Annotated in this window: 20 protein-coding genes; 7 read left to right on the top strand and 13 right to left on the bottom strand. The window is 70.0% G+C overall.

The window, feature by feature from the left end; genetic code table 11:
- Positions 1-14: 14 nt before the first annotated feature.
- From Q7W82_RS14820 to Q7W82_RS14830, 3 genes are read right to left on the bottom strand one after another with little or no spacing between them, the layout of a single operon-like run.
- Positions 15-1,220 (bottom strand): efflux RND transporter periplasmic adaptor subunit, encoded by a 1,206-nt coding sequence (locus Q7W82_RS14820; RefSeq protein WP_242160462.1) that lies wholly within the window; start codon positions 1,218-1,220, stop codon positions 15-17.
- Positions 1,217-1,990: an SDR family oxidoreductase gene (locus Q7W82_RS14825; RefSeq protein ID WP_242083033.1), complete on the bottom strand. Its 774-nt coding sequence runs from the start codon at positions 1,988-1,990 to the stop codon at positions 1,217-1,219. Before Q7W82_RS14825 ends, Q7W82_RS14820 begins: the two co-directional genes overlap by 4 nt.
- Positions 1,987-2,211, bottom strand: a complete 225-nt coding sequence (locus tag Q7W82_RS14830) for a hypothetical protein (protein WP_242160463.1) — start codon at positions 2,209-2,211, stop codon at positions 1,987-1,989. Before Q7W82_RS14830 ends, Q7W82_RS14825 begins: the two co-directional genes overlap by 4 nt.
- A 126-nt stretch (positions 2,212-2,337) precedes the next feature.
- On the opposite strand from Q7W82_RS14830, the gene Q7W82_RS14835 reads away from it, so the two are divergent.
- Positions 2,338-3,441, top strand: a complete 1,104-nt coding sequence (locus Q7W82_RS14835) for a LysR family transcriptional regulator (protein ID WP_160946023.1) — start codon at positions 2,338-2,340, stop codon at positions 3,439-3,441.
- 90 nt (positions 3,442-3,531) lie between these two features.
- Here Q7W82_RS14835 and Q7W82_RS14840 read toward each other — a convergent pair whose 3' ends face one another.
- From Q7W82_RS14840 to Q7W82_RS14850, 3 genes are all read right to left on the bottom strand, one after another.
- Positions 3,532-4,239, bottom strand: coding sequence for an OmpA family protein (locus Q7W82_RS14840; RefSeq protein ID WP_242160464.1), 708 nt, complete (start codon positions 4,237-4,239; stop codon positions 3,532-3,534).
- A 91-nt stretch (positions 4,240-4,330) separates the two neighbouring features.
- Complete coding sequence (locus tag Q7W82_RS14845; RefSeq protein WP_242160465.1) at positions 4,331-5,785, bottom strand: wax ester/triacylglycerol synthase family O-acyltransferase; 1,455 nt, start codon at positions 5,783-5,785, stop codon at positions 4,331-4,333.
- A gap of 98 nt (positions 5,786-5,883) precedes the next feature.
- On the bottom strand, positions 5,884-7,305 hold the full coding sequence (locus tag Q7W82_RS14850) for a deoxyribodipyrimidine photo-lyase (protein ID WP_242160466.1): 1,422 nt from the start codon (positions 7,303-7,305) through the stop codon (positions 5,884-5,886).
- A gap of 497 nt (positions 7,306-7,802) precedes the next feature.
- Here Q7W82_RS14850 and Q7W82_RS14855 point away from each other — a divergent pair, with 497 nt between their 5' ends.
- The gene (locus tag Q7W82_RS14855; RefSeq protein ID WP_242160467.1) at positions 7,803-8,315 is read left to right on the top strand and encodes a hypothetical protein; all 513 of its coding nucleotides are present in this window, start codon (positions 7,803-7,805) and stop codon (positions 8,313-8,315) included.
- A gap of 82 nt (positions 8,316-8,397) precedes the next feature.
- Here Q7W82_RS14855 and Q7W82_RS14860 read toward each other — a convergent pair whose 3' ends face one another.
- From Q7W82_RS14860 to Q7W82_RS14885, 6 genes are all read right to left on the bottom strand, one after another.
- Complete coding sequence (locus Q7W82_RS14860) at positions 8,398-9,816, bottom strand: replicative DNA helicase (RefSeq protein WP_019798147.1); 1,419 nt, start codon at positions 9,814-9,816, stop codon at positions 8,398-8,400.
- Between the two features lie 242 nt (positions 9,817-10,058).
- Positions 10,059-10,613 carry an NADPH-dependent FMN reductase gene (locus Q7W82_RS14865; protein ID WP_242160468.1) on the bottom strand — a complete coding sequence of 185 codons (555 nt, stop codon included), beginning with the start codon at positions 10,611-10,613 and terminating at the stop codon, positions 10,059-10,061.
- A gap of 52 nt (positions 10,614-10,665) precedes the next feature.
- A complete protein-coding gene (locus Q7W82_RS14870) occupies positions 10,666-11,343 on the bottom strand; it encodes a glutathione S-transferase family protein (RefSeq protein WP_242160469.1) in 678 nt (225 codons plus the stop codon).
- A 110-nt stretch (positions 11,344-11,453) separates the two neighbouring features.
- The gene (locus tag Q7W82_RS14875) at positions 11,454-11,993 is read right to left on the bottom strand and encodes a GNAT family N-acetyltransferase (RefSeq protein ID WP_242160470.1); all 540 of its coding nucleotides are present in this window, start codon (positions 11,991-11,993) and stop codon (positions 11,454-11,456) included.
- 48 nt (positions 11,994-12,041) lie between these two features.
- The gene (locus Q7W82_RS14880; protein ID WP_242160471.1) at positions 12,042-13,217 is read right to left on the bottom strand and encodes an acyl-CoA dehydrogenase family protein; all 1,176 of its coding nucleotides are present in this window, start codon (positions 13,215-13,217) and stop codon (positions 12,042-12,044) included.
- Between the two features lie 100 nt (positions 13,218-13,317).
- A complete protein-coding gene (locus tag Q7W82_RS14885) occupies positions 13,318-14,133 on the bottom strand; it encodes a glycine zipper 2TM domain-containing protein (protein ID WP_311195508.1) in 816 nt (271 codons plus the stop codon).
- Positions 14,134-14,306: 173 nt separating this feature from the next.
- Here Q7W82_RS14885 and Q7W82_RS14890 point away from each other — a divergent pair, with 173 nt between their 5' ends.
- From Q7W82_RS14890 to Q7W82_RS14900, 3 genes are all read left to right on the top strand, one after another.
- The gene (locus Q7W82_RS14890; protein WP_242083017.1) at positions 14,307-14,543 is read left to right on the top strand and encodes a DUF6116 family protein; all 237 of its coding nucleotides are present in this window, start codon (positions 14,307-14,309) and stop codon (positions 14,541-14,543) included.
- Positions 14,544-14,549: 6 nt separating this feature from the next.
- Entirely contained in the window at positions 14,550-15,344 is a 795-nt protein-coding gene (locus Q7W82_RS14895; protein ID WP_242160472.1) for a TatD family hydrolase, read from the top strand.
- A 473-nt stretch (positions 15,345-15,817) separates the two neighbouring features.
- Positions 15,818-17,233, top strand: a complete 1,416-nt coding sequence (locus Q7W82_RS14900) for an EAL domain-containing protein (protein WP_242160473.1) — start codon at positions 15,818-15,820, stop codon at positions 17,231-17,233.
- Here the strand turns inward: Q7W82_RS14900 and Q7W82_RS14905 are convergent.
- A complete protein-coding gene (locus Q7W82_RS14905) occupies positions 17,230-18,042 on the bottom strand; it encodes a tRNA threonylcarbamoyladenosine dehydratase (RefSeq protein ID WP_242160474.1) in 813 nt (270 codons plus the stop codon). The two genes, Q7W82_RS14900 and Q7W82_RS14905, sit on opposite strands and share 4 nt — an antisense overlap.
- Before the next feature lie 145 nt (positions 18,043-18,187).
- Between Q7W82_RS14905 and Q7W82_RS14910 the strand changes: the two genes are divergently transcribed.
- Both Q7W82_RS14910 and Q7W82_RS14915 read left to right on the top strand, forming a co-directional pair.
- Positions 18,188-18,616, top strand: coding sequence for a hypothetical protein (locus Q7W82_RS14910; RefSeq protein ID WP_242160475.1), 429 nt, complete (start codon positions 18,188-18,190; stop codon positions 18,614-18,616).
- Positions 18,617-18,916: 300 nt separating this feature from the next.
- A complete protein-coding gene (locus tag Q7W82_RS14915) occupies positions 18,917-19,399 on the top strand; it encodes a glycine zipper 2TM domain-containing protein (RefSeq protein ID WP_242160476.1) in 483 nt (160 codons plus the stop codon).
- Positions 19,400-19,423 lie beyond the last annotated feature (24 nt).

Raw genomic sequence — 19,423 nt, forward strand, 5'->3', positions numbered from 1 at the left:
TCGACGCCCGCGACTCAGTCGAGGGCGACGGCCTGGCGCGGTGCGGTCGGGGACGTGGTCTGCGCGATGGGCTTGGCCTGCACCGGCATGCCGGGCATGAACACCTTCTGCACGCCGTCGACGATGACCTTGTCGCCGGCGGACAGGCCGCTGCGCACGATGCGCAGGCCCTCGGCGCTGCGGCCGAGCTGCACGTCGCGCCGCTGCGCCTTGCCGTCCTTGTCGACCACGTAGACGTACTTGCGGTCCTGGTCGGTGAGCACCGCGCGGTCGTCGATCAGCACCGCGTCGAAGCGGCCGCTGCCGAGCAGCCGCACCCGCGCGAACAGGCCCGGGGTGAAGCGGCGGTCGGCGTTGTCCAGCAGCGCGCGCACGTGGATGGTGCCGGTGCTGCGCACCAGCTGGTTGTCGAGGAAATCGACCTTGCCGGCATGCGGATAGCCGTCCTCGCCGACCAGGCCGACCTGCACCGGCAGGCTGCCGTCGCGCTCGCTCGGGCGCTGGCCGTCGCGCGCCATCTGCGCATAGCGCAGGAAGGTGCCTTCGTCGGCGTCGAAGTACACGTGCACCTTGTCCAGCGACACCAGCGTGGTCAGCACGCTGGCGCTGTCGCCGGCGCTGACCAGGTTGCCGGCAGTGACCATCGCGCGGCCGGCGCGGCCGTCGATCGGCGCGCGCACCTGGGTCCATTCCAGGTTCAGGCGTGCGCTGTCCACTGCCGCCTGCGCGGCCAGCACGTCGGCCTGTGCCTGCTCGGCGGCGGCGCGCCGCTGTTCCCAGCTCTCGGTGGAGATGGCCTGCTGTTCGGACAGGGTCTTGGCACGCGCGGCCTCGCTGGCGCTGAGCTTGGCCTGGGTGCGTGCGCGCGCCAGGTCGGCCTCGGCGCGGGCCAGTTCGGCGCGATAGCTGCGCGCGTCGATGGTGAACAGCACATCGCCCTTCTTCACTTCCTGGCCTTCGACGTAGTTGACCTTGTCGATGTAGCCGGACACGCGCGGGCGCAGGTCCACGTGTTCGACCGCCTCGACACGGCCGCTGAACTCGTCCCACTGACTGATCTGCTTCTGCAGCGCGGGCGCCACGCCCACGCTCGGCGGCGGCGGCGCGCCCTGTTCGTTGGCCTGGCTGCCGCAGGCGGCGAGCGTGGCGACCAGCAGCGCCACCGCCAGCGGGCGCAGGGCGCCCGGCAGCAGGCGCGACGGCATCGGAATCGGATTCATGGAGAGACCTCGTGGGTGGAGAAGGAAAACGGCAAGGCGTTGAGCAGCGCGCTGCGCGGACGCGCGACATGGCGGCGATCGATTTCGACCAGCGCGCGGTCCGGCCGCTGCGGATCGGCCAGCAGGTGGACCACGGCGCGGCCAACGCCGAGGGTGGTGAACCAGTCCGGGCAATCGCCGATGGCGTCGTCGCTGCGACACACCGGCTCGGACAGCGACAGCAGGTGCACGTGCACGCCCAGCGGCTTGGCTTCCTCGTGCAGCACCTGGGCGAGCATGCGGATCGCCGCTGCCGCCACCGAACTGTCGCCGTGCCCGGACCAGGCGCGCAGCGCGCAGGGACTACCCAACAGGACGTAGCGGCCGCCGCGCGGATGCTCGGCCAGCAGCGGCAGCAGATGCCGGGCCGCGGCCAGGTGCGGCAGCAGGTCGGCATCCAGGCGCTTGCGCAGCGCGCTCAGCGGCCGCTCCAGCAGGCGCCCGGGGCGCAGCGGACTGCCCAAAGCGGCGACCACCGCGGCCAACGGCCGCGGCCGCTGCGCGACCTCGGCCACCAACGCGGCGGCGGCCGCGTCGGTGGCGACCGAACCGCACAGCACGTCCAGGCCGGGCTCGTCGCGGTGGCGATCGCGCAGCGCCGCGAGCCGGGCGCGGTCGCGGGCCACCGCCAGCACCGGGCTGCCCGCCTCCAGCAGCGCCTGCACCACGCCCTGCCCGACCGTGCCGCTGCCGCCGAGGACCAGGACCTCGGGGGCCAACATCCCGCTCACGGGACTTTTCCTCCCGCCGACGGGACAATCGCGATGCGGCCCAGCCGGTCGTTGCCGGACGCGCCCAGGCGCAAACTGCTGCCGCCCTGGCGCCGCGGCGGCGGCGTGAACTCGCGAAACGCTTTCGGATAAGGGGATTGCGCCGATGCCGAGGGCGCGGAACGGCGCCGCAGCTGGCGATCGGGGCAGGCGAAAAACTGGAACAGGGTGCGCATCGACATGGGCAAAGACCGTCGGTGATGGCGAATGCGGACAAATTAGGCGCCAAAGCCGCACTTGATTAGTCCGAATTAAGGGGAATAATCGTCCCGCTACCGGTCCAATCGTCTCCACCTCAAGGAACCGCCATGAGCCACGATCTGAACGACACCCTGATCTTCGTCAAGGTGGTCGAGCAAGGCAGCTTCATCGCCGCGGCCAATGCCCTCGGCCTGCCCAAGACCACCGTCAGCCGCAAGGTGCAGGACCTGGAGGCGCGGCTGGGCGCGCGCCTGCTGCACCGGACCACGCGCCGGCTCGGGCTGACCGAGGCCGGCGCGGTCTACCACGAGCATTGCCAGCGCATCGCCCGCGAACTGGAGGAAGCCGAGAGCGCGGTGGGCCAGTTGCAGGCCGGCCCGCGCGGCTGGCTGCGCTTCAGCGTGCCCTACTCGGCCGGCATCTCCTGGGTGGCGCCGATCCTGGGCGAGTTCCACCGCCAGCACCCGGAAGTGCGCCTGGAGATGATCATGACCAGCGACAAGGTCGATCCGATCGCCGAAGGCGTGGACGTGGCCCTGCACATGGGCACGCTGCCGGATTCGACCATGGTCGCGCGCAAGCTCGCCACCTTCCGCACCCAGGTCTTCGCCAGCCCCTACTATATCGAACGCCATGGCGAGCCGCTGCATCCGGACGACCTGCAGCACCACCGCACGCTGGCGCTGAGTACCGGCCGCAACGGCGGCAACCGGCTGTGCTGGCCGCTGCGCAATGGCAAGCAGAGCGGCGAGTTCCTGGTCCAGCCAATCCTGCTGGCCAACGACTCGGCGGCGCTGATCGGCGGCCTGGTCTGCGGCGAAGGCCTGGTGCTGGCCAGCGATGCGACGATCAAGCCGCTGATCGAAGCCGGCAAGGCGCGGCGCGTGCTCGGCGGCTGGGTCGGGCCGGACCTGGACTTCAACGCGGTGTTCCCGGGCGGGCGCATGCTCTCGCCGAAGGTGCGCGCCTTCGTCGACTTCCTGGTCGACAAGCTCAACTTCGACGTCAGCTACATGATGGCGCAGTGCCCGGCCAAGCTGGCCACGCAGCAGGCCGAGGACGGCGCCGAGTTCACCCTGTGCAGCGGCGTGGCGATGAACACGCAGTCGTTGGGCAACGTGCCGCGCATCGCCACCTCTCCCGCACCAGTTCCTGCGGATGCGGCGCTGGACGCGGAAGCCGAGGACGAAGAGGACGCGGCGCTGGTCTGAGCCGCGCCGCGCGCGGCGCGTCGCATCGGCACGCCAGAAACGCGAACGGGCCGCAATGCGGCCCGTTCGTCGTTGCGCTCGGCGGCTCGGTCAGCCGGCCGAGGCGCGCAGCGGCACCACGCGGATCTCGACGCGACGGTTCTGCGCGCGGCCGGCCTCGGTGCTGTTGTCGGCAATCGGATACTTCTTGCCGGCGCCCAGGGTCTGGATGCGCTCGGGCTGCACGCCCTGTGCGGTCAGGTATGCGGCCACCGAGGACGCGCGCTGTTCGGACAGGCGCTGGTTGACCGCATCGCTGCCGATGCTGTCGGTGTGGCCGACCACTTCGATCATGGTCTGGTTGTATTCGCCCAGGGTCTGGGCCACGCCGTTGAGCGCCGAATAGAACTGCGGCTTGAGCGTGGACTGGTTGAAGTCGAAGGTGATGCCGTCGGGCAGGTTGAGGGTGATGTTGTCGCCGTCGCGGCGCACGTCGATGCCGGTGTTGGCGGTGCGCTCGCGCAGCGCGCGTTCCTGCCGATCCTGATAATTCCCGATCGCCGCGCCGCTGAGCGCGCCGATGCCGGCGCCGATCATCGCGTGCTGGCGGCGCTCGGTGGCGCTGCTGCCGCTGAGCAGGCCGGCGGCCACGCCGACCGCGGTGCCGATCAGCGCGCCGCGGCCGGTGCGGTTCTGCTGCTCGGTGGGGTTGCCGTACTGGTCGCGCTGCACGTAGGAGCCGCCGGTGGCGCAGGCGGACAACACCAGCGCACTGGCCAGGGCCACGGACCCGCCGCGAAGGGTGGTCGTTTTCATCATGTTCTCTCCGAACCTGGTTTGACGTGGCCGCAGCATAAACAGCGCCACGCGAGGCGCGGATGAACGCAGCCCGGCGTGCGATGCGCCCGGTTCAGGAAGACGGCAGCAGGGTCTCGGCGTCGGCGGCGCGCAGCGGCTGCTCCCAGTCGCTCATCAGCGCCAGGTACAGCAGCTTCTCGAATTCGGCGCCGACCCGCCGCATCACCGCGTCCGGATCGGGAATCAGCCGCGCATCGCCGATCAGGCCGAAATGCACGCGATGGTTGTAGCTCATGATCGACACGCCGACGCCGATCGACCCGGTCTGCGGCACCCAGAACATCATCTCGCGCACGCGGCTGCCGGCCAGATACAGCGGTTGCTGCGGCCCCGGCACGTTGGTCGCCACGGTGGTGGCCTTGCGGCTGAACAGGTCCAGCGCCGCCGACTGCAGCGCCGCCGGGGCCATGCCCACGGCCGCCAGCAGGCCGAACACCACCATCGCCTGGCGCGACTGCTTGAGCTGCTGCATCGATCGGGCCACGCACTGCAGGCGCCGCACCGGATTGGCCTCGCCCACCGGCAGGTCCAGGAACACCAGGCCGAAGTGGTTGCCGAGCTTGCGCGCATGCTCCAGCGGGCGCAGGTTGACCGGCACGGTGGCACGCAGGGTCACCCCGTCCAGGCGTTCGCCGCGCTCGAGCATGTAGTCGCGCAAGGCGCCGGCCATGGTTGCCATCAGCACGTCGTTGACCGTGCAATCGCAGGCGCGGCCGACCGCCTTGACCTCGTCCAGGTCCAGCGGCTCGGCCCAGGCCACGCGCTTGCTGACGCCGAGGCGGCCGCGCAGCAGCGTCGGCGGATCGTCGGCCAGCAGCAAGGCATTGACCAGCTCGCGGCCGATCAGCCCGCCTTCGCGCGCCAGCATCTGCGGCAGGTTCGGGTCCTGCGCCATCGCCCGGCCCTTGTCGAGCATGCGCCCGCCGAGCTTGAGGTAGCGGTCCACCGCGCCGACCCGGCGCACCACCTCCTTGCCGTCGTCCTTGAGCCAGGCGCGGCCGAGCTGCGCCGACGGCTCCGGGGTGCGCTGGGTATCGGTCAGCGACAGCAGCACCTGCACCAGGGCAATGCCGTCGGCGTAACTGTGGTGGATCCGCGCCACCAGCGCCGAGCCGCCTTCGTAGCGTTCGATCAGGTGGAACTGCCACAACGGCTTGGTCTTGTCCAAGGGCGTGGACGCCATCTGCCCGGCGAAGCGCTCCAGCGCCTTCTTCTGCCCACGCCCCGGCAAGGCCGACAGGCGCACGTGCCAGTCCAGATCGAAATCGTCGTCGCGCTGCCAGTACGCGCCGGTGGCGGTCTCCACCGGCTTCTGCAGGAACCGCGGGAAGGCCAGGAAGCGCTTGCGCACCAGTTGCTTGAGCGCGGGCAGGGTCAGCGGCTCGTCGAACATCAGCACGCCGGTGATCATCATCGGATTGGTCGGCCGGTCCATCCGCAACCAGGCGGTGTCCACGCGCGACATCGGTTCGCGCTGCGGCTTGCGGCGAGCTGAGCTGGTGGCCATGCGGGCTCCTGTCCGAGCCCGGAGTGAATCATGCGTCGGCGAAGGGCGTCAATCGCGCGCCCAGGCCACCTGCGCACGCCGCCGTGGCGGCGCGGCGTTCAGCCGGCGGCGGTCTCGCGGTAGGCGGCCAGCGCCGCATCGCGGCCCGCCGCCAGGTCCACGATCGGCTGCCGCGGATACTGAGGTGCAGCGCGCGCCAGCCGCTGCGGCGCCTGCCACGGGGCGAAGCGGTCGGCCACCGGCAGCGCCGCCAGTTCCGGCACCCAGCGCGCGATGTAGTCGCTCTTCGGGTCGAACTTCTGCGCCTGGGTCACCGGATTGAACACGCGGAAATACGGCGCGGCATCGGCGCCGGTGCCGGCCACCCACTGCCAGCCCAGCGTGTTGTTGGCCAGGTCGGCGTCGACCAGGGTGTCCCAGAACCAGCGCGCGCCTTCGGACCAGTGCACGCGCAGGTGCTTGCACAGGTAGCTGGCGACGATCATGCGCACGCGGTTGTGCATCCAGCCGGTGTGCCACAGCTCGCGCAGGCCGGCATCGACGATCGGCACGCCGGTGCGTCCGCGCTGCCAGGCGTGCAACTGCGCGGGGTCGGGTTTGGCCCAGCGAAAGCGCGCGAAGCGCGGATTGAGGTTGCGTTCGGGCGTGTCGGGGAAATGGTGCAGCAGGTGGTGGGCGAAATCGCGCCAGCCGAGCTGGCGGATGTAGCCGTCGATGGCCGCAGCGGTGGCGGCGCGGCGATGGCGTTCGAGCGTGGCGACGATGTGCCACGGTGCGATCTCGCCGAAATGCAGGTGCGGCGACAGCCGCGAGGTGCCGACCTGGTCCGGGCGGTCGCGGCCATCGAGGTAGTCGCGCAGCGCGCCGTCGACGAACACGTCCAGCGCCTCGTGCGCGCCCGCCTCGCCCGGCTGCCAGACCTCCCAGAAGCCGCGGTCCCAATCCAGCGCCGGCGCCAGGCCGAGCCGCTCCAGCGGCAGGCTTTGCAGGCCCGCGGGCGGCGGCGGCAGCGTCTTCGGCGCAGGCTGCAGCGCCGGCACCTGCCAGTGGCTCAGCGCGCTGCGCCAGAACGGGGTGAACACCTTGTACGGACCGCCCTGCTGTGTCGCCAGTTGCCAGGGTTCGAACAGCAGCGCGCTGTTGTGGCTGTGCACCTCCAGGCCCTGTTCGCGCAACGCGCGCTTGAGCCGCGCATCGCGCGGTTGCGTGGCCGGCTCGTAGCGGCGATTCCAGTACACCGCCACCGCGCCGCAGTCGGCGATCACCTGGCGCAACGCGGTCTCGGCCGGGCCCTGGCGCAGGATCAGGCGCGAACCGCGTTCGCGCAGTTGCGCGTCCAGCGCCGCCAGCGAGCGCTGCAGCCAGCTGCGCGAGGCCGCACCCGCGGCCCACGCGCCCTCGTCCTCCGGGCTGTGCAGGTAGACCGGCACCGGCGTATGCCCGGCGTCCAGGGCAGCTTGCAACGCAGGTTGATCGTGCAGGCGCAGGTCGCGCCGGAACCAGACGATGGCGTAGCTCATGCGCGAAGGGACGCAGCCAAGGACGCGCCATGATACGGATCGGGTGCAGTGGCCAGGTGAGCATGCGGCGACGCGCGCCGCACACGCCTGGCGATGCCGGTGCGTATGCCGCGCATGCCCCGGACTGATTTCGTAGACATCGCCGCGCGCCACGCGCGTGCGCCTCGCGCGCCCTGCTATAACGCCGAGGCGGGCGCCGTCATGTCGAAGCGGCGCCGCGACCGCTGCTGTTGGATGACGTTCCGGGGAAGGGCGTCATCCGTGCTTTCGCTGCACCGCGTACGACACGGCCACGGCCGTCTCGCGCGCATGGGGACATCCGCCATCGCCTCTGCGACCTCACGGCCACCACGGCCGGCGAGTGCGGCTGCGTGCGGCCCGAACCGCCCGCGCCCGGATCTGCATCTGCAGGGCCGCGACGCGCTGCGGGCAGCGAATGGCGCAGCGCGCTCACGCCCATCGCCGACATCCGCAAGACCTTCAGGAGAGCAAGACCCATGGACAAGCGCATCGCAAAAGCCGCCCTCACCCTCGCACTGAGCCTCGCCGCCCCGCTGGCGATGGCCTGCACCACCGAGCCGGGCGAATTCCAGAACGAAGTCGGCGTCGACAATGGCGTCGAATGTGGCGGCGGCGGCGGTGGTGGCGGCAGCACGCCGGTCTACACGCTGCAGGGCGTGATCCAGAACCAGGGCTACGAGTCCGACAATCGCCCGGCCGGCGGCAAGCGCCTGAAGATCCGCGCCTACTCGCGTTTCGCCAACGCCAACAACGACCGCGTCGACGCCCGCTACATCAACGTGCGCTGCAACGCCTACGACCCGTACGGCAACGGCTACACCACCGACTACGACGAGGAAGGCAATGGTGCCCTGGTCGACGTGCACTTCACGTCGAACTTCGTCTATGGGATCTACCGCAAGATCACCGTGGTCTGCACCCACCACGCCGAGTACGGCGCCAACACCTACGACGCCACCAGCAACGCCGAGATCGAGATTCCGTACTGATCGTCGCGCCGCGCGGCCGGGGTCCGCAGCGTTGCGGACGCCCCGCCGGTCACCGCCGTTGCCCGCGCATGCGGGCGGCGGCTTACTCGAACGCCCCCACCGAATCGTGGGCGAGATTGTCGAAGCGGGTGTATTCGCCGAAGAACTTGAGCTTGCACGACCCGGTCGGGCCGCCGCGGTGCTTGCCGATGATGATTTCGGCCAGGCCCTTGTCCGGCGAATTTTCCTTGTTGTAGTAGTCGTCGCGGTAGATGAACACGATCATGTCCGCGTCCTGCTCGATCGCGCCGGATTCGCGCAGGTCGGCCATCACCGGGCGCTTGTCGGTCCGCGTTTCCAGCGAGCGGTTGAGCTGCGACAGCGCGATCACCGGCACTCCCAGTTCCTTGGCCAGGCCCTTGAGCGAACGCGAGATCTCCGAGATCTCGGTGGCGCGGTTCTCGCTGTTGCCGGGCACCGACATCAGCTGCAGGTAGTCGATCACGATCAGGCCCAGGTCGTGCTCGCGCTTGAGCCGGCGCGCCTTGGAGCGCAGCACTTCCGGCGACACGCCCGGCGTGTCGTCGATGAAGATCTTGGTCTCCTTGAGCATCTTGATCGCGCCGGTGACCCGCGCCCAGTCCTCGTCCTCGAGCTGGCCGGTACGCAGGCGTTGCGCGTTGATGCGGCCGTTGGAGGAGATCAGGCGCATCGCCAGCTGCGAAGCCGACATTTCCATCGAGAACACCGCCACCGCCTTCTTCGACTTGATCGCCGCGTACTCGGCGATATTCAGCGCGAAGGTGGTCTTGCCCATCGCCGGACGCGCGGCGAGGATGATCAGGTCGGTCGGCTGCAGGCCGGCGGTCATCGCGTCGAAGTCGTTGTAGCCGGTCGGCAGGCCGGTGATGTTGCCGCCGTTCTCGAAGCGGTTGCGCAGCTCCTCGAACGCGTCCTTCAACGCGCCGGGCATCGCCACGAAGTCGCTGCGCCCGCGCGCGCCGGCCTCGGCGATCTGGAACACCGCCTTTTCCGCCGACGCCAGCAACTCGGCGCTCTCGCGCCCTTCCGGCTGGAAGCCGTCGTTGACGATGGTGGTGCCGACCTCGATCAGCTGCCGCAGCACCGCCTTGTCGCGGACGATTTCCGCGTAGGCGGCGATGTTGGCGGCCGAGGGCGTGGTGCTGGCCAGTTCGATCAGGTAGGCGCCGTCGCCGACCATCTCCAGCTTCCCCTGCGACTCGAACCACTCGCCCAGGGTCACCGCGTCGAACGGGCGCCCTTTCTCGGCCAGCTCGCGGATCGCGCGGTAGATCAACTGGTGATCGCGCCGGTAGAAATCCTTGTCGGTGAGCTGGTCGTTGACCCGGTCGTAGGCCTCCGGCGCCAGCATCAGGCCGCCGAGCACGGCCTGTTCGGCCTCGATCGAGTGCGGTGGCACGCGCAACTGGTCGAGACGCGGCTCGCTGCGTTCGCTGCGCTCGCTCTTGCGATCGCCGCGGTAGCCGGGACGGGCGGACATAGGCTGGGTCTTCTCTGTGGGCGCGGACGCCGGGCGCGGCCTCACCGCGGCCCGGGCACCGATTTTAGTCGCCGCGCCCGGCTGCGGCTAGGGCGAGGCGCCGGCCGGGAGCGCCGCGCACATCAGCGTAGTCGCCCACCCTGGGGACAAGTCTGGGGACAAGCGGTTGAGAACCTCGCCGACGCCCAGCCAAGCAAAGCCGCTGCTCCCTACGCGCCACCGCCAGCGCGCCCCGGCACTGCTCAGGCCTGCAATTCGTCGATCCAGGCGATGAACTTGTCCATGAAACCGGCGAGGAACTTGCGGGTGCGCTCGTCGTCGATGGCGCCGTCCTCGGCGATCAGGCCCTCCTTGAACTGCAAAAAGATCTCCGGCTGGCCCAGCACCGGCATGTCCAGGTAGGCCAGCACGTTGCGCAAGTGCTGCTGCGCCAGGGCGCTGCCGATCGCCCCGGGCGAGGTCCCGCACACCGCCGCCGGCTTGCCGGCGAAGGCGCTCTCGCCGTACGGCCGCGAACCCAGGTCGATGGCGTTCTTGAGCACGCCGGGGATGGAGCGGTTGTACTCGGGGGTGACGAACAGCACCGCGTCGGCGCCGCTGACCTGCGTCTTCAGGCGTCGGCCCTGCGCCGGATAGTCGTGGTCGTGGTCCTGTTTGTACAGCGGCAGGTCGCCGATCTCCACGTACTCGAAACGGGCGCGGTCGCCAGCGAGGCGCTCCAGCGCGTGCGCCAGGCGCCGGTTGAACGATTCCTTGCGCAGGCTGCCGACGAACACGGCGATGCGGTACTGGCTCATGGCGTAGCTCCTGACTGAATGAATCTTCAGGCTAGCCGCCGGCGCGCGGCAGTCAGGTGAACGCCGTGGCCGTCCCCGCCAGCGCCAGGCGCGCGCGTACCTCGTCCGGCAGCGGCGGCAGCGCCACGAAGCCCGGCGTGGCGCGGACCCGCTGCAGCCAGTCGCACAGCGCCGGATAGTGCGCCAGCACGATGCCGGCGTCGCCGGCGCAGTGGGTGTAGGCGAACAGCGCGATGTCGGCAATGCCGTAGGCCGGGCCGGTGAACCAGGCCTGCGTCTGCAGGTGCTGTTCCATCACCGCCAGCGCCCGCGTCGCCCCCTCGCGCAGGCGCGGCAGTTCGGCGCGGCGCGGCGAGTCGGGCGGCGTCCAACCGCAGACGAAGCGCGCCACCGCAACGTAGGGTTCGTGGCTGTACTGCTCGAAGAACAGCCAGCTCAGCGCCTGCGCCCGCTGCCAGGGATCGGCGGGCAGATGGCCGGTGCCCTCGGCCAGCCAGCACAGGATGGCGTTGGATTCGGCGAGCACGCGCCCGTCCTCGCGCTCCAGCAGCGGCACCTTGCCGTTGGGATTCTTGGCCAGGAACGCCGGGGTGCGGGTCTGGCCGTTGGCGCTGTCAATCTCGACCCAGCGGTAGGCGCAGCCCAGTTGCTCCAGCAACAGCCGCACCTTGTAGCAATTGCCGGACAGCGCCATGCCGTACACGGTCAGGGGGACACGTTCGGCTGCCATGCATCGCTCCTTGCTTGCTGAAGGGTCGGGATTGGGGAGTCGGAAATGGGGATGCGCAAGAGCGGTGCCTCGCCCCCCCCCCCCCGACGACGCTCCGCCGCGGCCGCGGGTCAGCGCCGCGCCTGCCATTGCGCGCGCGACTGTCCCCAGACCTCGATCGGCTCCTGCGGCAGCGGCTCCGGCAATTGTCCGGGACGCAGATAGCGCGACCCGAGCTTGCCCGCCACCGCCTTGGAGTTGGCGTTGTCCGGCGCGATCACGTGGATCACCTCGCTCCAGCCCAACTGCGCGAACGCCCAGTCGATCGACGCCGCGGCCGCCTCCGGCGCATAGCCATGGCCCCAGTACGCACGCGCGATACCCCAACCGACCTCCGTGCCCGGCCAGCCGTGCGGCTGCCAGGGGCCGACCCGGCCGATCCACTGCCCGCTGCGCTTCTCGATCACCGAGAACATCGCAAATCCCTGCAACTGCCAACTGCCGACCATCGTCGCCAGGCCGCGCCAGACGGCAGACGGCGCCTGCACCCCGCCGAGGTGATGCATGGTCTCGACATCGGCGGAAAATGCGCAGAACGCCGCGAAATCCTCGGCGGTCGGCGGGCGCAGCAACAGGCGCTCGGTTTCCACGCGCACATCGAAGACGCTCATCGTCGGTTCTCCTGCAAAACGGGCCCGCGCCACGCGCGGGACATGGATTCAAAACGCATTGATACCGGTCAGCTCGCGACCGACCACCAGTTGGTGCACGGTCTCGGTGCCCTCGTAGGTGATCACCGATTCCAGGTTCAGCGCATGGCGGATCGCGCCGTAGTCGGTGGTGATGCCGGCGCCGCCGAGCAGGTCGCGACATTCGCGGGCGATGTCCAGGGCCATGCGCACGTTGTTCCACTTGGCCAGCGACACCTGCGCCGGCTGCAGCGTGCCGGCGTCCTTGAGCCGGCCCAGTTGCAGCGCGAGCAACTGCGCGGCGGCGATGCGCCGCGCCATGTCGGCCAGCTTGATCTGCGCGCTCTGGGTCGCCGCCAGCGGGCGTCCGAACAGCATGCGTTCGCCGGCATAGGCCAGCGCCTCGCGCAGGCAGGCGATGGCCGCGCCGATCGCGCCCCAACTGATGCCGTAGCGGGCCTGGGTCAGGCAGCCCAGCGGACCCTTCAGCCCGCGCACGCCGGGCAGGCGCTGGCTGTCGGGCAGGCGTACGTCGTCGAAGAACAGCGCCGAGGTCACCGAGGCGCGCAGGCTCATCTTGTGGGCGATGTCCTGGGTGCCGAAGCCCGGGGTGCCGGACTCGACCAGGAAGCCCTGGATGCCGTCCTCGGTCTGCGCCCACACGATCGCCACGTCGGCGATGCTGCCGTTGGTGATCCACATCTTGCTGCCGCTCAAGCGCCAGCCATCGCCGTCGCGCACCGCGCGGGTCTGCATCGCCGCCGGATCGGAGCCGCCCTGCGACTCGGTCAGGCCGAAGCAGCCGATCGCGGTGCCGGCGGCCATCGCCGGCAGCCAGCGCTGGCGTTGCGCGTCGCTGCCGTAGGCGTGGATCGGGTACATGCACAGCGAGGACTGCACGCTGACGAAGCTGCGCAGGCCGCTGTCGCCGCGCTCCAGTTCCTGGCAGATCAGGCCGTAGCAGACCGCGTTGAGGCCGCCACCGCCCTGCCCGGCCGGCAGGCTGGCGCCAAGCAATCCCAACTGCGCCAGTTCCGGCACCAGTTCGCGCGGGAACCGCGCCTGGTCGAAGGCGTCGCCGATCACCGGCAGCACCCTGGCATCGACGAAGCACGCCACCGCCTGCTGGATCGCGCGTTCCTCCTCGCTCAGCAGCGCGGCTACGTTGAACAGGTCGTCGCAAGGCAGGGGCATGGCGGTGTCCACGGCGAAAGCCGCATTGTATCGGCCCTGCCCGCGCCGCCACCCGCAGACAGACGAAGGCCGGCGCAAGCGCCGGCCTTCGGAGATGCAACCTGGGTGCGCCTCAGCGCTGGCTGACGGCGCTGTCGCCGGCCGAGGCGGTCTGGGTGACCAGGCGGCCGTCCAGCACCGGCAGGCGGTCGCTGTTCGGGCGGTCGTCCATGCGCACGGTCTTTTCCTGGCCGTCGTAGCGATAGGTCACGTCGTAGCCCTTGACAACGTCCTGCGTGCCCATGGCGATGCGGCTGCCCGGCTTGCTGTCCATGCGCATGGTGCCGGTGCTGCCGTCGTCGTTGCGGTAGGTGACGTTGTAGCCGGTGATGGTCGAGGACTGCGCAGTGCTGTTCTCGGTGTGGCACTGACGCTCGGTGCGGTCGACCACGCGGCCGCCGACGTGGTTCTGGTCGATGCGGTTGCCGATGAAGCCACCGGCCACCGCGCCGGCCGCGGTCGCGGCCTTGCGGCCATTGCCATGACCCACCTGGTTGCCGAGCAGGCCGCCGACCAGCGCACCGACCACGGTGCCGCCGACGTTGCCGTCGCGCTCGGGCAGGCGCTCCTGCACCACCACGTCGTTGCAGACCTGACGCGGGGTGGTGGTGGTGGAGGTCTCGCGCAGTGGCTCGGTACCGATCACCTCGGCATAGCGCTGCTGTTTCTGGGTGATCGGGTCGACCCGCACCACGTCGGCGTAGTCCAGCTTGCCGCCGACGCTGTTGTCCAGCGCGCTGTCGCCACGCGTATTGTCCAGGGCCGGACGCACGTCGCTGTTGGCGACGTCCACCGGTTTGTCGCGATTGTTCATGAAGGCCGCGGTGGCGACGCCGCCGACCAGCAAGGCGCCAGCCGCGACCAGAACGGTTGTCGTAGTGCTTTTCATGTGTGCTCTCCTGCGGGCTGACCGCGTTGTCTACGGTGCTGTGATTACCATGCGGAAGCTGAACCAATCCGCTCCCTATTCAGCAATGCGTCGGCGCCGCGACTGGTAACGCCGCCAGAACGTCGCCATATCGAGGCTGTTAGCGTTTCCACCGCTCCTCCGGAGGACGTGCCGTGCCCAATCCGATCGTGTATCCGCTGCTGCGCTGGGCGGGCAAATTGCGCTACCCGACGCTGTTCAAGATCACCGCCGGGCTGTTCGTGCTGAGCGTGCTGCTGCCCGACCCGGTGCCCTTCATCGACGAGATCGTGTTCGGCCTGGGCACCTTGCTGCTGGCCAACTGGAAGAGCCGCACGCCGGCGCCGGCCACCGAGCCGCTGACCTCCACCGCGCGGCGCGTGCGCCGCTGAGCGCCGATGCCGTTGATCGACAGCCACTGCCACCTGGATGCGGAGGAGTTCGATCCGGACCGCGCCGCGGTGGTGGCGCGCGCGCAGGCGGCCGGTGTGCAGGCGCAGGTGGTGCCAGCGGTCACTGCGGCCTCCTGGCCCAAACTGCGCGCGGTGTGCGCAGCCGCGCCCGGCCTGTATCCGGCGTACGGCCTGCATCCGCTGTTCCTGGACCAGCACCGCCCCGAGCACCTGCCCTTGCTCGGCGAATGGATCGAACGTGAGCGCCCCTGCGCCATCGGCGAGTGCGGCCTGGACTTCTTCGTCGAAGGGTTGGACGAAGCCGAGCAGCAGCGGTATTTCGTCGGGCAACTGCAACTGGCACGCACGTTCGACCTGCCGGTGATCGTGCATGCGCGGCGTGCGGTGGACGCGGTGATCCTGGCGATCCGCAAGGTCGGCGGCGTGCGTGGCGTGGTGCACAGTTTCGCCGGTAGCGCCGAGCAGGCCGCGCAGTTGCGCTCGCTGGAGTTCCTGATCGGCCTCGGCGGGCCGGTCACCTACGAACGGGCGCAGCGCCTGCGCCGGCTCGCCGCCACGGTGCCCCTGGAGCAATTGCTGCTGGAAACCGATGCGCCCGACCAGCCCGATGCAGCGATCCGCGGGCAGCGCAACGAACCGGCGCGGCTGCGCACGGTGCTGGACACAATCGCCGCGCTGCGCGATGTGCCTGCTGCGGCCATCGCCGCGCAGACCACGGCCAATGCGCGGCGGCTGTTCGGCCTGCCCGACGCGAGCGCCCGCACGCCCGTCGCCCCCTGACGCGGCACGTCGCTGCGAACAGCACACTTCGACACTGCGCGTCGCTTACTGACGCGTTGGCACAGGAAGCGACGCCAGCCGTCGGCCGCGTATGGCATGGCTGCAAGCGCCTGGTGTGGCGCCTCGCCTGGCGAGGCAGCTTTCGTCCGAAACTGTGAACTGAGCAGCCTGATCGCCGTGCTTTCGCGAGGTTTCGGCATGCTCGCTTCTGCTACTGTGCACCGCGCTGAAACGGCGAGCGGCTCCTTTGTCCGCCAGGCACCGGAGTGTGAATCCGTTCGCTTTCAGCAAAGGCTTGGCGGCCGGCTCGATGGCACGCGTTCTGGCAGATCGGATCCTCCTGGCGTGAAACAACCGGCAAGCCGCATCCCCTACCCGCTTCTCCACGGCGCGCGGCGCACGCACGCGATCGTGTCGTCCTGCGCTGCCGCTCCGGCGCGAACGACGATGGCGCGCACCCGGGCGCTGCGACGATGAAGAGCGGCACGAGTTCGGAAAAACCCGCCTCCAACGGCGAAAGCTGGGTCTCCCTGAAATTCCGCGACAGCAATCGCAGCCGCAAGATGCGCAGCACCCTGACCCTGGCCGGGGTCTCGTGCACCACGCTCGGCGCCCTGTGGACGGTGTGCTACCTGTATTACGGCCGGCCGGAGTTGGCGTTCGCCTTCGTCGGACTGACCGCCGTGGGCCTGCTGGCGCTGGGCCGCCGCCGCCATTGCGACGAGGCCTCGCTGTCGCTGGTGGCGCACGGCATCTTCGTCGTGGTGCTGGTGATCTCGATCATCGACGCGCCGATCGGCACGGTGCCGCGCTCGGTGCATACCTTCTTCCTGCCGCTGGCGGCCGGCGCGCTGTTCGTGTTCGACCGCAGCCGCCGCTACCGCGCGCTGGTGTTCCCGCTGGCCTGCCTGGGTGCCTTCGTCGCGTTCGGCTCGGGCGAACTGGACTGGCTGGCGCCGGCGTCCTCGCCACCGCTGGGGATGCGCCGGCTCGGCGCGATCTCCAACATGGCGTGCGCGGCCGGCTTGCTGGCGGCGATCCTGCACATCTACCGCAACGACGTGAACGCGCGCATTTCGCTGGAGCGGGAATTGGCGCGTGCGGTCGGCAACAACGAGATCGAGGTGTTGTACCAGCCGCAGGTCAACGCGAACGGCCACATGCTCGGGGCCGAGGCGCTGGTGCGCTGGCGGCACCCCAGCGGCAAGCTGCTGACCCCGGACAAGTTCATCCCGCTGGCCGAAGAGAGCCAATTGATTCGCGAAGTGGGACTGGAAGTGCTGCGTCAGGTCTGCCGCACGCTGCGGCGCTGGTCGCTGGAACCGGACCTGCGTGCCCTAGTGGTGGCGGTGAACGTCAGCCCGGTGCAGTTGCTCGATCCCAACTTCGTGGCCTCGGTGAAGCAGGTGATCACCAGCGAGGGCGTGGCGCCGGCATCGCTGGAATTCGAGCTGACCGAGTCGGCGCTGTACGTGGACACCGCCGGGGTGCGCGCCAAGATGCACGAACTCAAGACCTTCGGCATCGGCTGGGCACTGGACGACTTCGGCACCGGCTTCTCGTCGCTGGCGATGCTCAGGACGCTCCCCGTCACCAAGCTCAAGATCGACCGGCAGTTCGTCAACGACGCCAAGGCCGACGAATCCTCGCGGCGCCTGCTGGCCAAGATCGTGGAGATCTCCGAGGTGATGGGCATGGTCGCGCTCGCCGAAGGCATCGAGGATGCGCAGCAGTGCGAGATGCTCTCGGCGATGGGCTGCCGGCACTTCCAGGGGTTCCTGTTCGGCCGGCCGCAGCCGGCGCAGGACCTGGAACGGCTGGCCACGCTGCAGGCCGGCACCGAGCGCAACCTGGCGAACGCTGCGCCGCCGCCAGCCGCCACGCGCTAGGCGGCCGCGGCCTCGCGCGCCGCGGCGCGCTTCAACAGCATCTCCAGGGCCTTGCCGACTGCGGCGAAGGCGAACGCACCGGTGATGTGGGTGGCCGCGCCCAGGCCGGCGCCGCAGTCCAGGTTCAAGGCCGCATCCGGCCCCAGCGCCGGGCGCAGTCCACAGACGCTGCCGTCGGCCTGCGGGTAGCGCACGTTCTCCAGCGAGTACACCGCCGGCACGCCGAAATAGCGCTGCGGGTTCTTGGGAAAGTTGAACTCGCTGCGCAGTTTCTTGCGGATCAACGCCAGCATCGCGTCGTGCTCGGTGCGCGACACGTCGCGGATCCGCACCAGGGTCGGATCGGTGCGTCCGCCGGCCGAGCCCACCGTCAGCAGCGGCAGCTTGCGCCGCCGGCACCAGGCGATGGTCTCGACCTTGACCCGGAAGCTGTCGCAGGCATCGATCACCAGGTCGAAGCCGGCATCGAGCAGGTCGGCGATGTTGGTCGGGGTCAGGAAGGCCTCGACCGCGACCGCCTCGATCTGCGGGTTGATCGCCACGCAGCGCTCGGCCATCGCCACCGCCTTGTTGCGCCCGTACTGCCCGGCCAGCGCCGGCAACTGCCGGTTGGTGTTGGAGACGCAGATGTCGTCGGCGTCGATCAGGGTCACATGGCCGACCGCCGAACGCGCCAGCGCCTCCACCACCCACGAGCCGACCCCGCCCATGCCCACCACCGCCACCCGGCACTGCGCCAGCCGCCCGATCGTGCCTTGCCCGTAGAGCCGGTCGATGCCGGCGAAACGCTCGCGCCATTGTTCGTTCATCCGCACATTTTAGAGGATCGCTGGGTGGAGTCGGGATTCGGGATTGGGGATTGGGGATTGGGGATTGCGCCGCTGGTCTGCGCGGGCGACGCCGTCGGCGGCGGCAGGCGTACCATCGGCGTTCCTTCCCGCCGCGCCTGCCGCCATGGCCAAGCCGACGCCACCCGCCTCCGTCTCCCGCTATCTGTTCGTGTTGCTGGCCGGACTGCTGCTCGGCCTGGTGCTGACGGTGATGGCGCTGCGCGCGGTACAGGCGCGGCAGGATCCGTTCCCGCGCAGCCTGATGCAGGTCATGGGCAAGCAACTGGCGTTGCTCGAACGCGACACGGCGCACCGGCAATGCAGCGGCGCCGGTCCGCAGGCGCGCCTGCGCACGTTGCGCCTGCTCGGCGACACGCTGGACACGGCGTTCCCCGACCTGGCCGACGACAGTCGCTTTCGCGAGCACGCCGAGGCGCTGCGCGCCGGCGTGGATGCGGCGCTGGCACAGCCGCCGGCCGACTGCGCCGCGCTGGTGCAGGCACGCCAGCGGATCGACGAACGCTGCGACGCCTGCCACCGCGATTTCCGCTGAGCATCCGACGAGCTCGGACGAACGTCCTGCGCCCGTCTGGCGGCATGCGATCCGCGCAGATCGATGTCGACACGGTCCGCGTTTCCGCCGCCGTGCCATTGCGCAGATCGCGGAGCCGCCGACGCGCTGTGTGCCGACTGCCCCCTCGCACGCTTGCATGAATTGCCGCTGACGCCGGCCGCGGCGAGGCTGAACGGCACCTGCCAGGGTTGGCGTTGCATTCACGCAGGGGTGGACAGGATGCGTGCGAACGCGGCGCTGCCGCCGCGCTCCACACACTGTCTGTCGAGGAGAGCACCCATGAAGATTCAACTGATGGCCACCGCTGCCGTGGCGACCCTGGCGCTGGCAGGCTGCGCCACGTCCCCCGGCTATGGCGGCGGTTACGGCGGCGGCTACAGCCAGCCGGCGCGCGGCGGTTACACCCAGACCCGCTGCGCCGACTGCGGCATCGTCACCCGCATCGACACCGTGTCCTCGGGCCGCACCGCGCCGTCGGCCACCGGCGCGATCCTGGGCGGCATCGTCGGCGCGGTCGCCGGCCACGAGATTTCGGACCACACCGGCGGCAGCAAGGGCAACCAGAACGTGTCGGCGGTAGCCGGCGCGGCGGCCGGCGCGCTGGCCGGCAACCAGATCCAGAAGAACGTCACCAGCGACACCTACGACGTGCACGTGCAGATGGACGACGGTCGGGTGATCGTGGTCAACCAGCGCGACCTGGCCGGCGTGCGCGAGAACACCTACGTGCGCGTGGTCAACGGGCGCGTGGTGCCGCGCTGATTCGCGCCGGCGGCATTGCCTGAA

Origin of the sequence: Xanthomonas indica, from assembly GCF_040529045.1 — a bacterium.
In the GTDB taxonomy this organism is placed as follows: domain Bacteria; phylum Pseudomonadota; class Gammaproteobacteria; order Xanthomonadales; family Xanthomonadaceae; genus Xanthomonas_A; species Xanthomonas_A indica.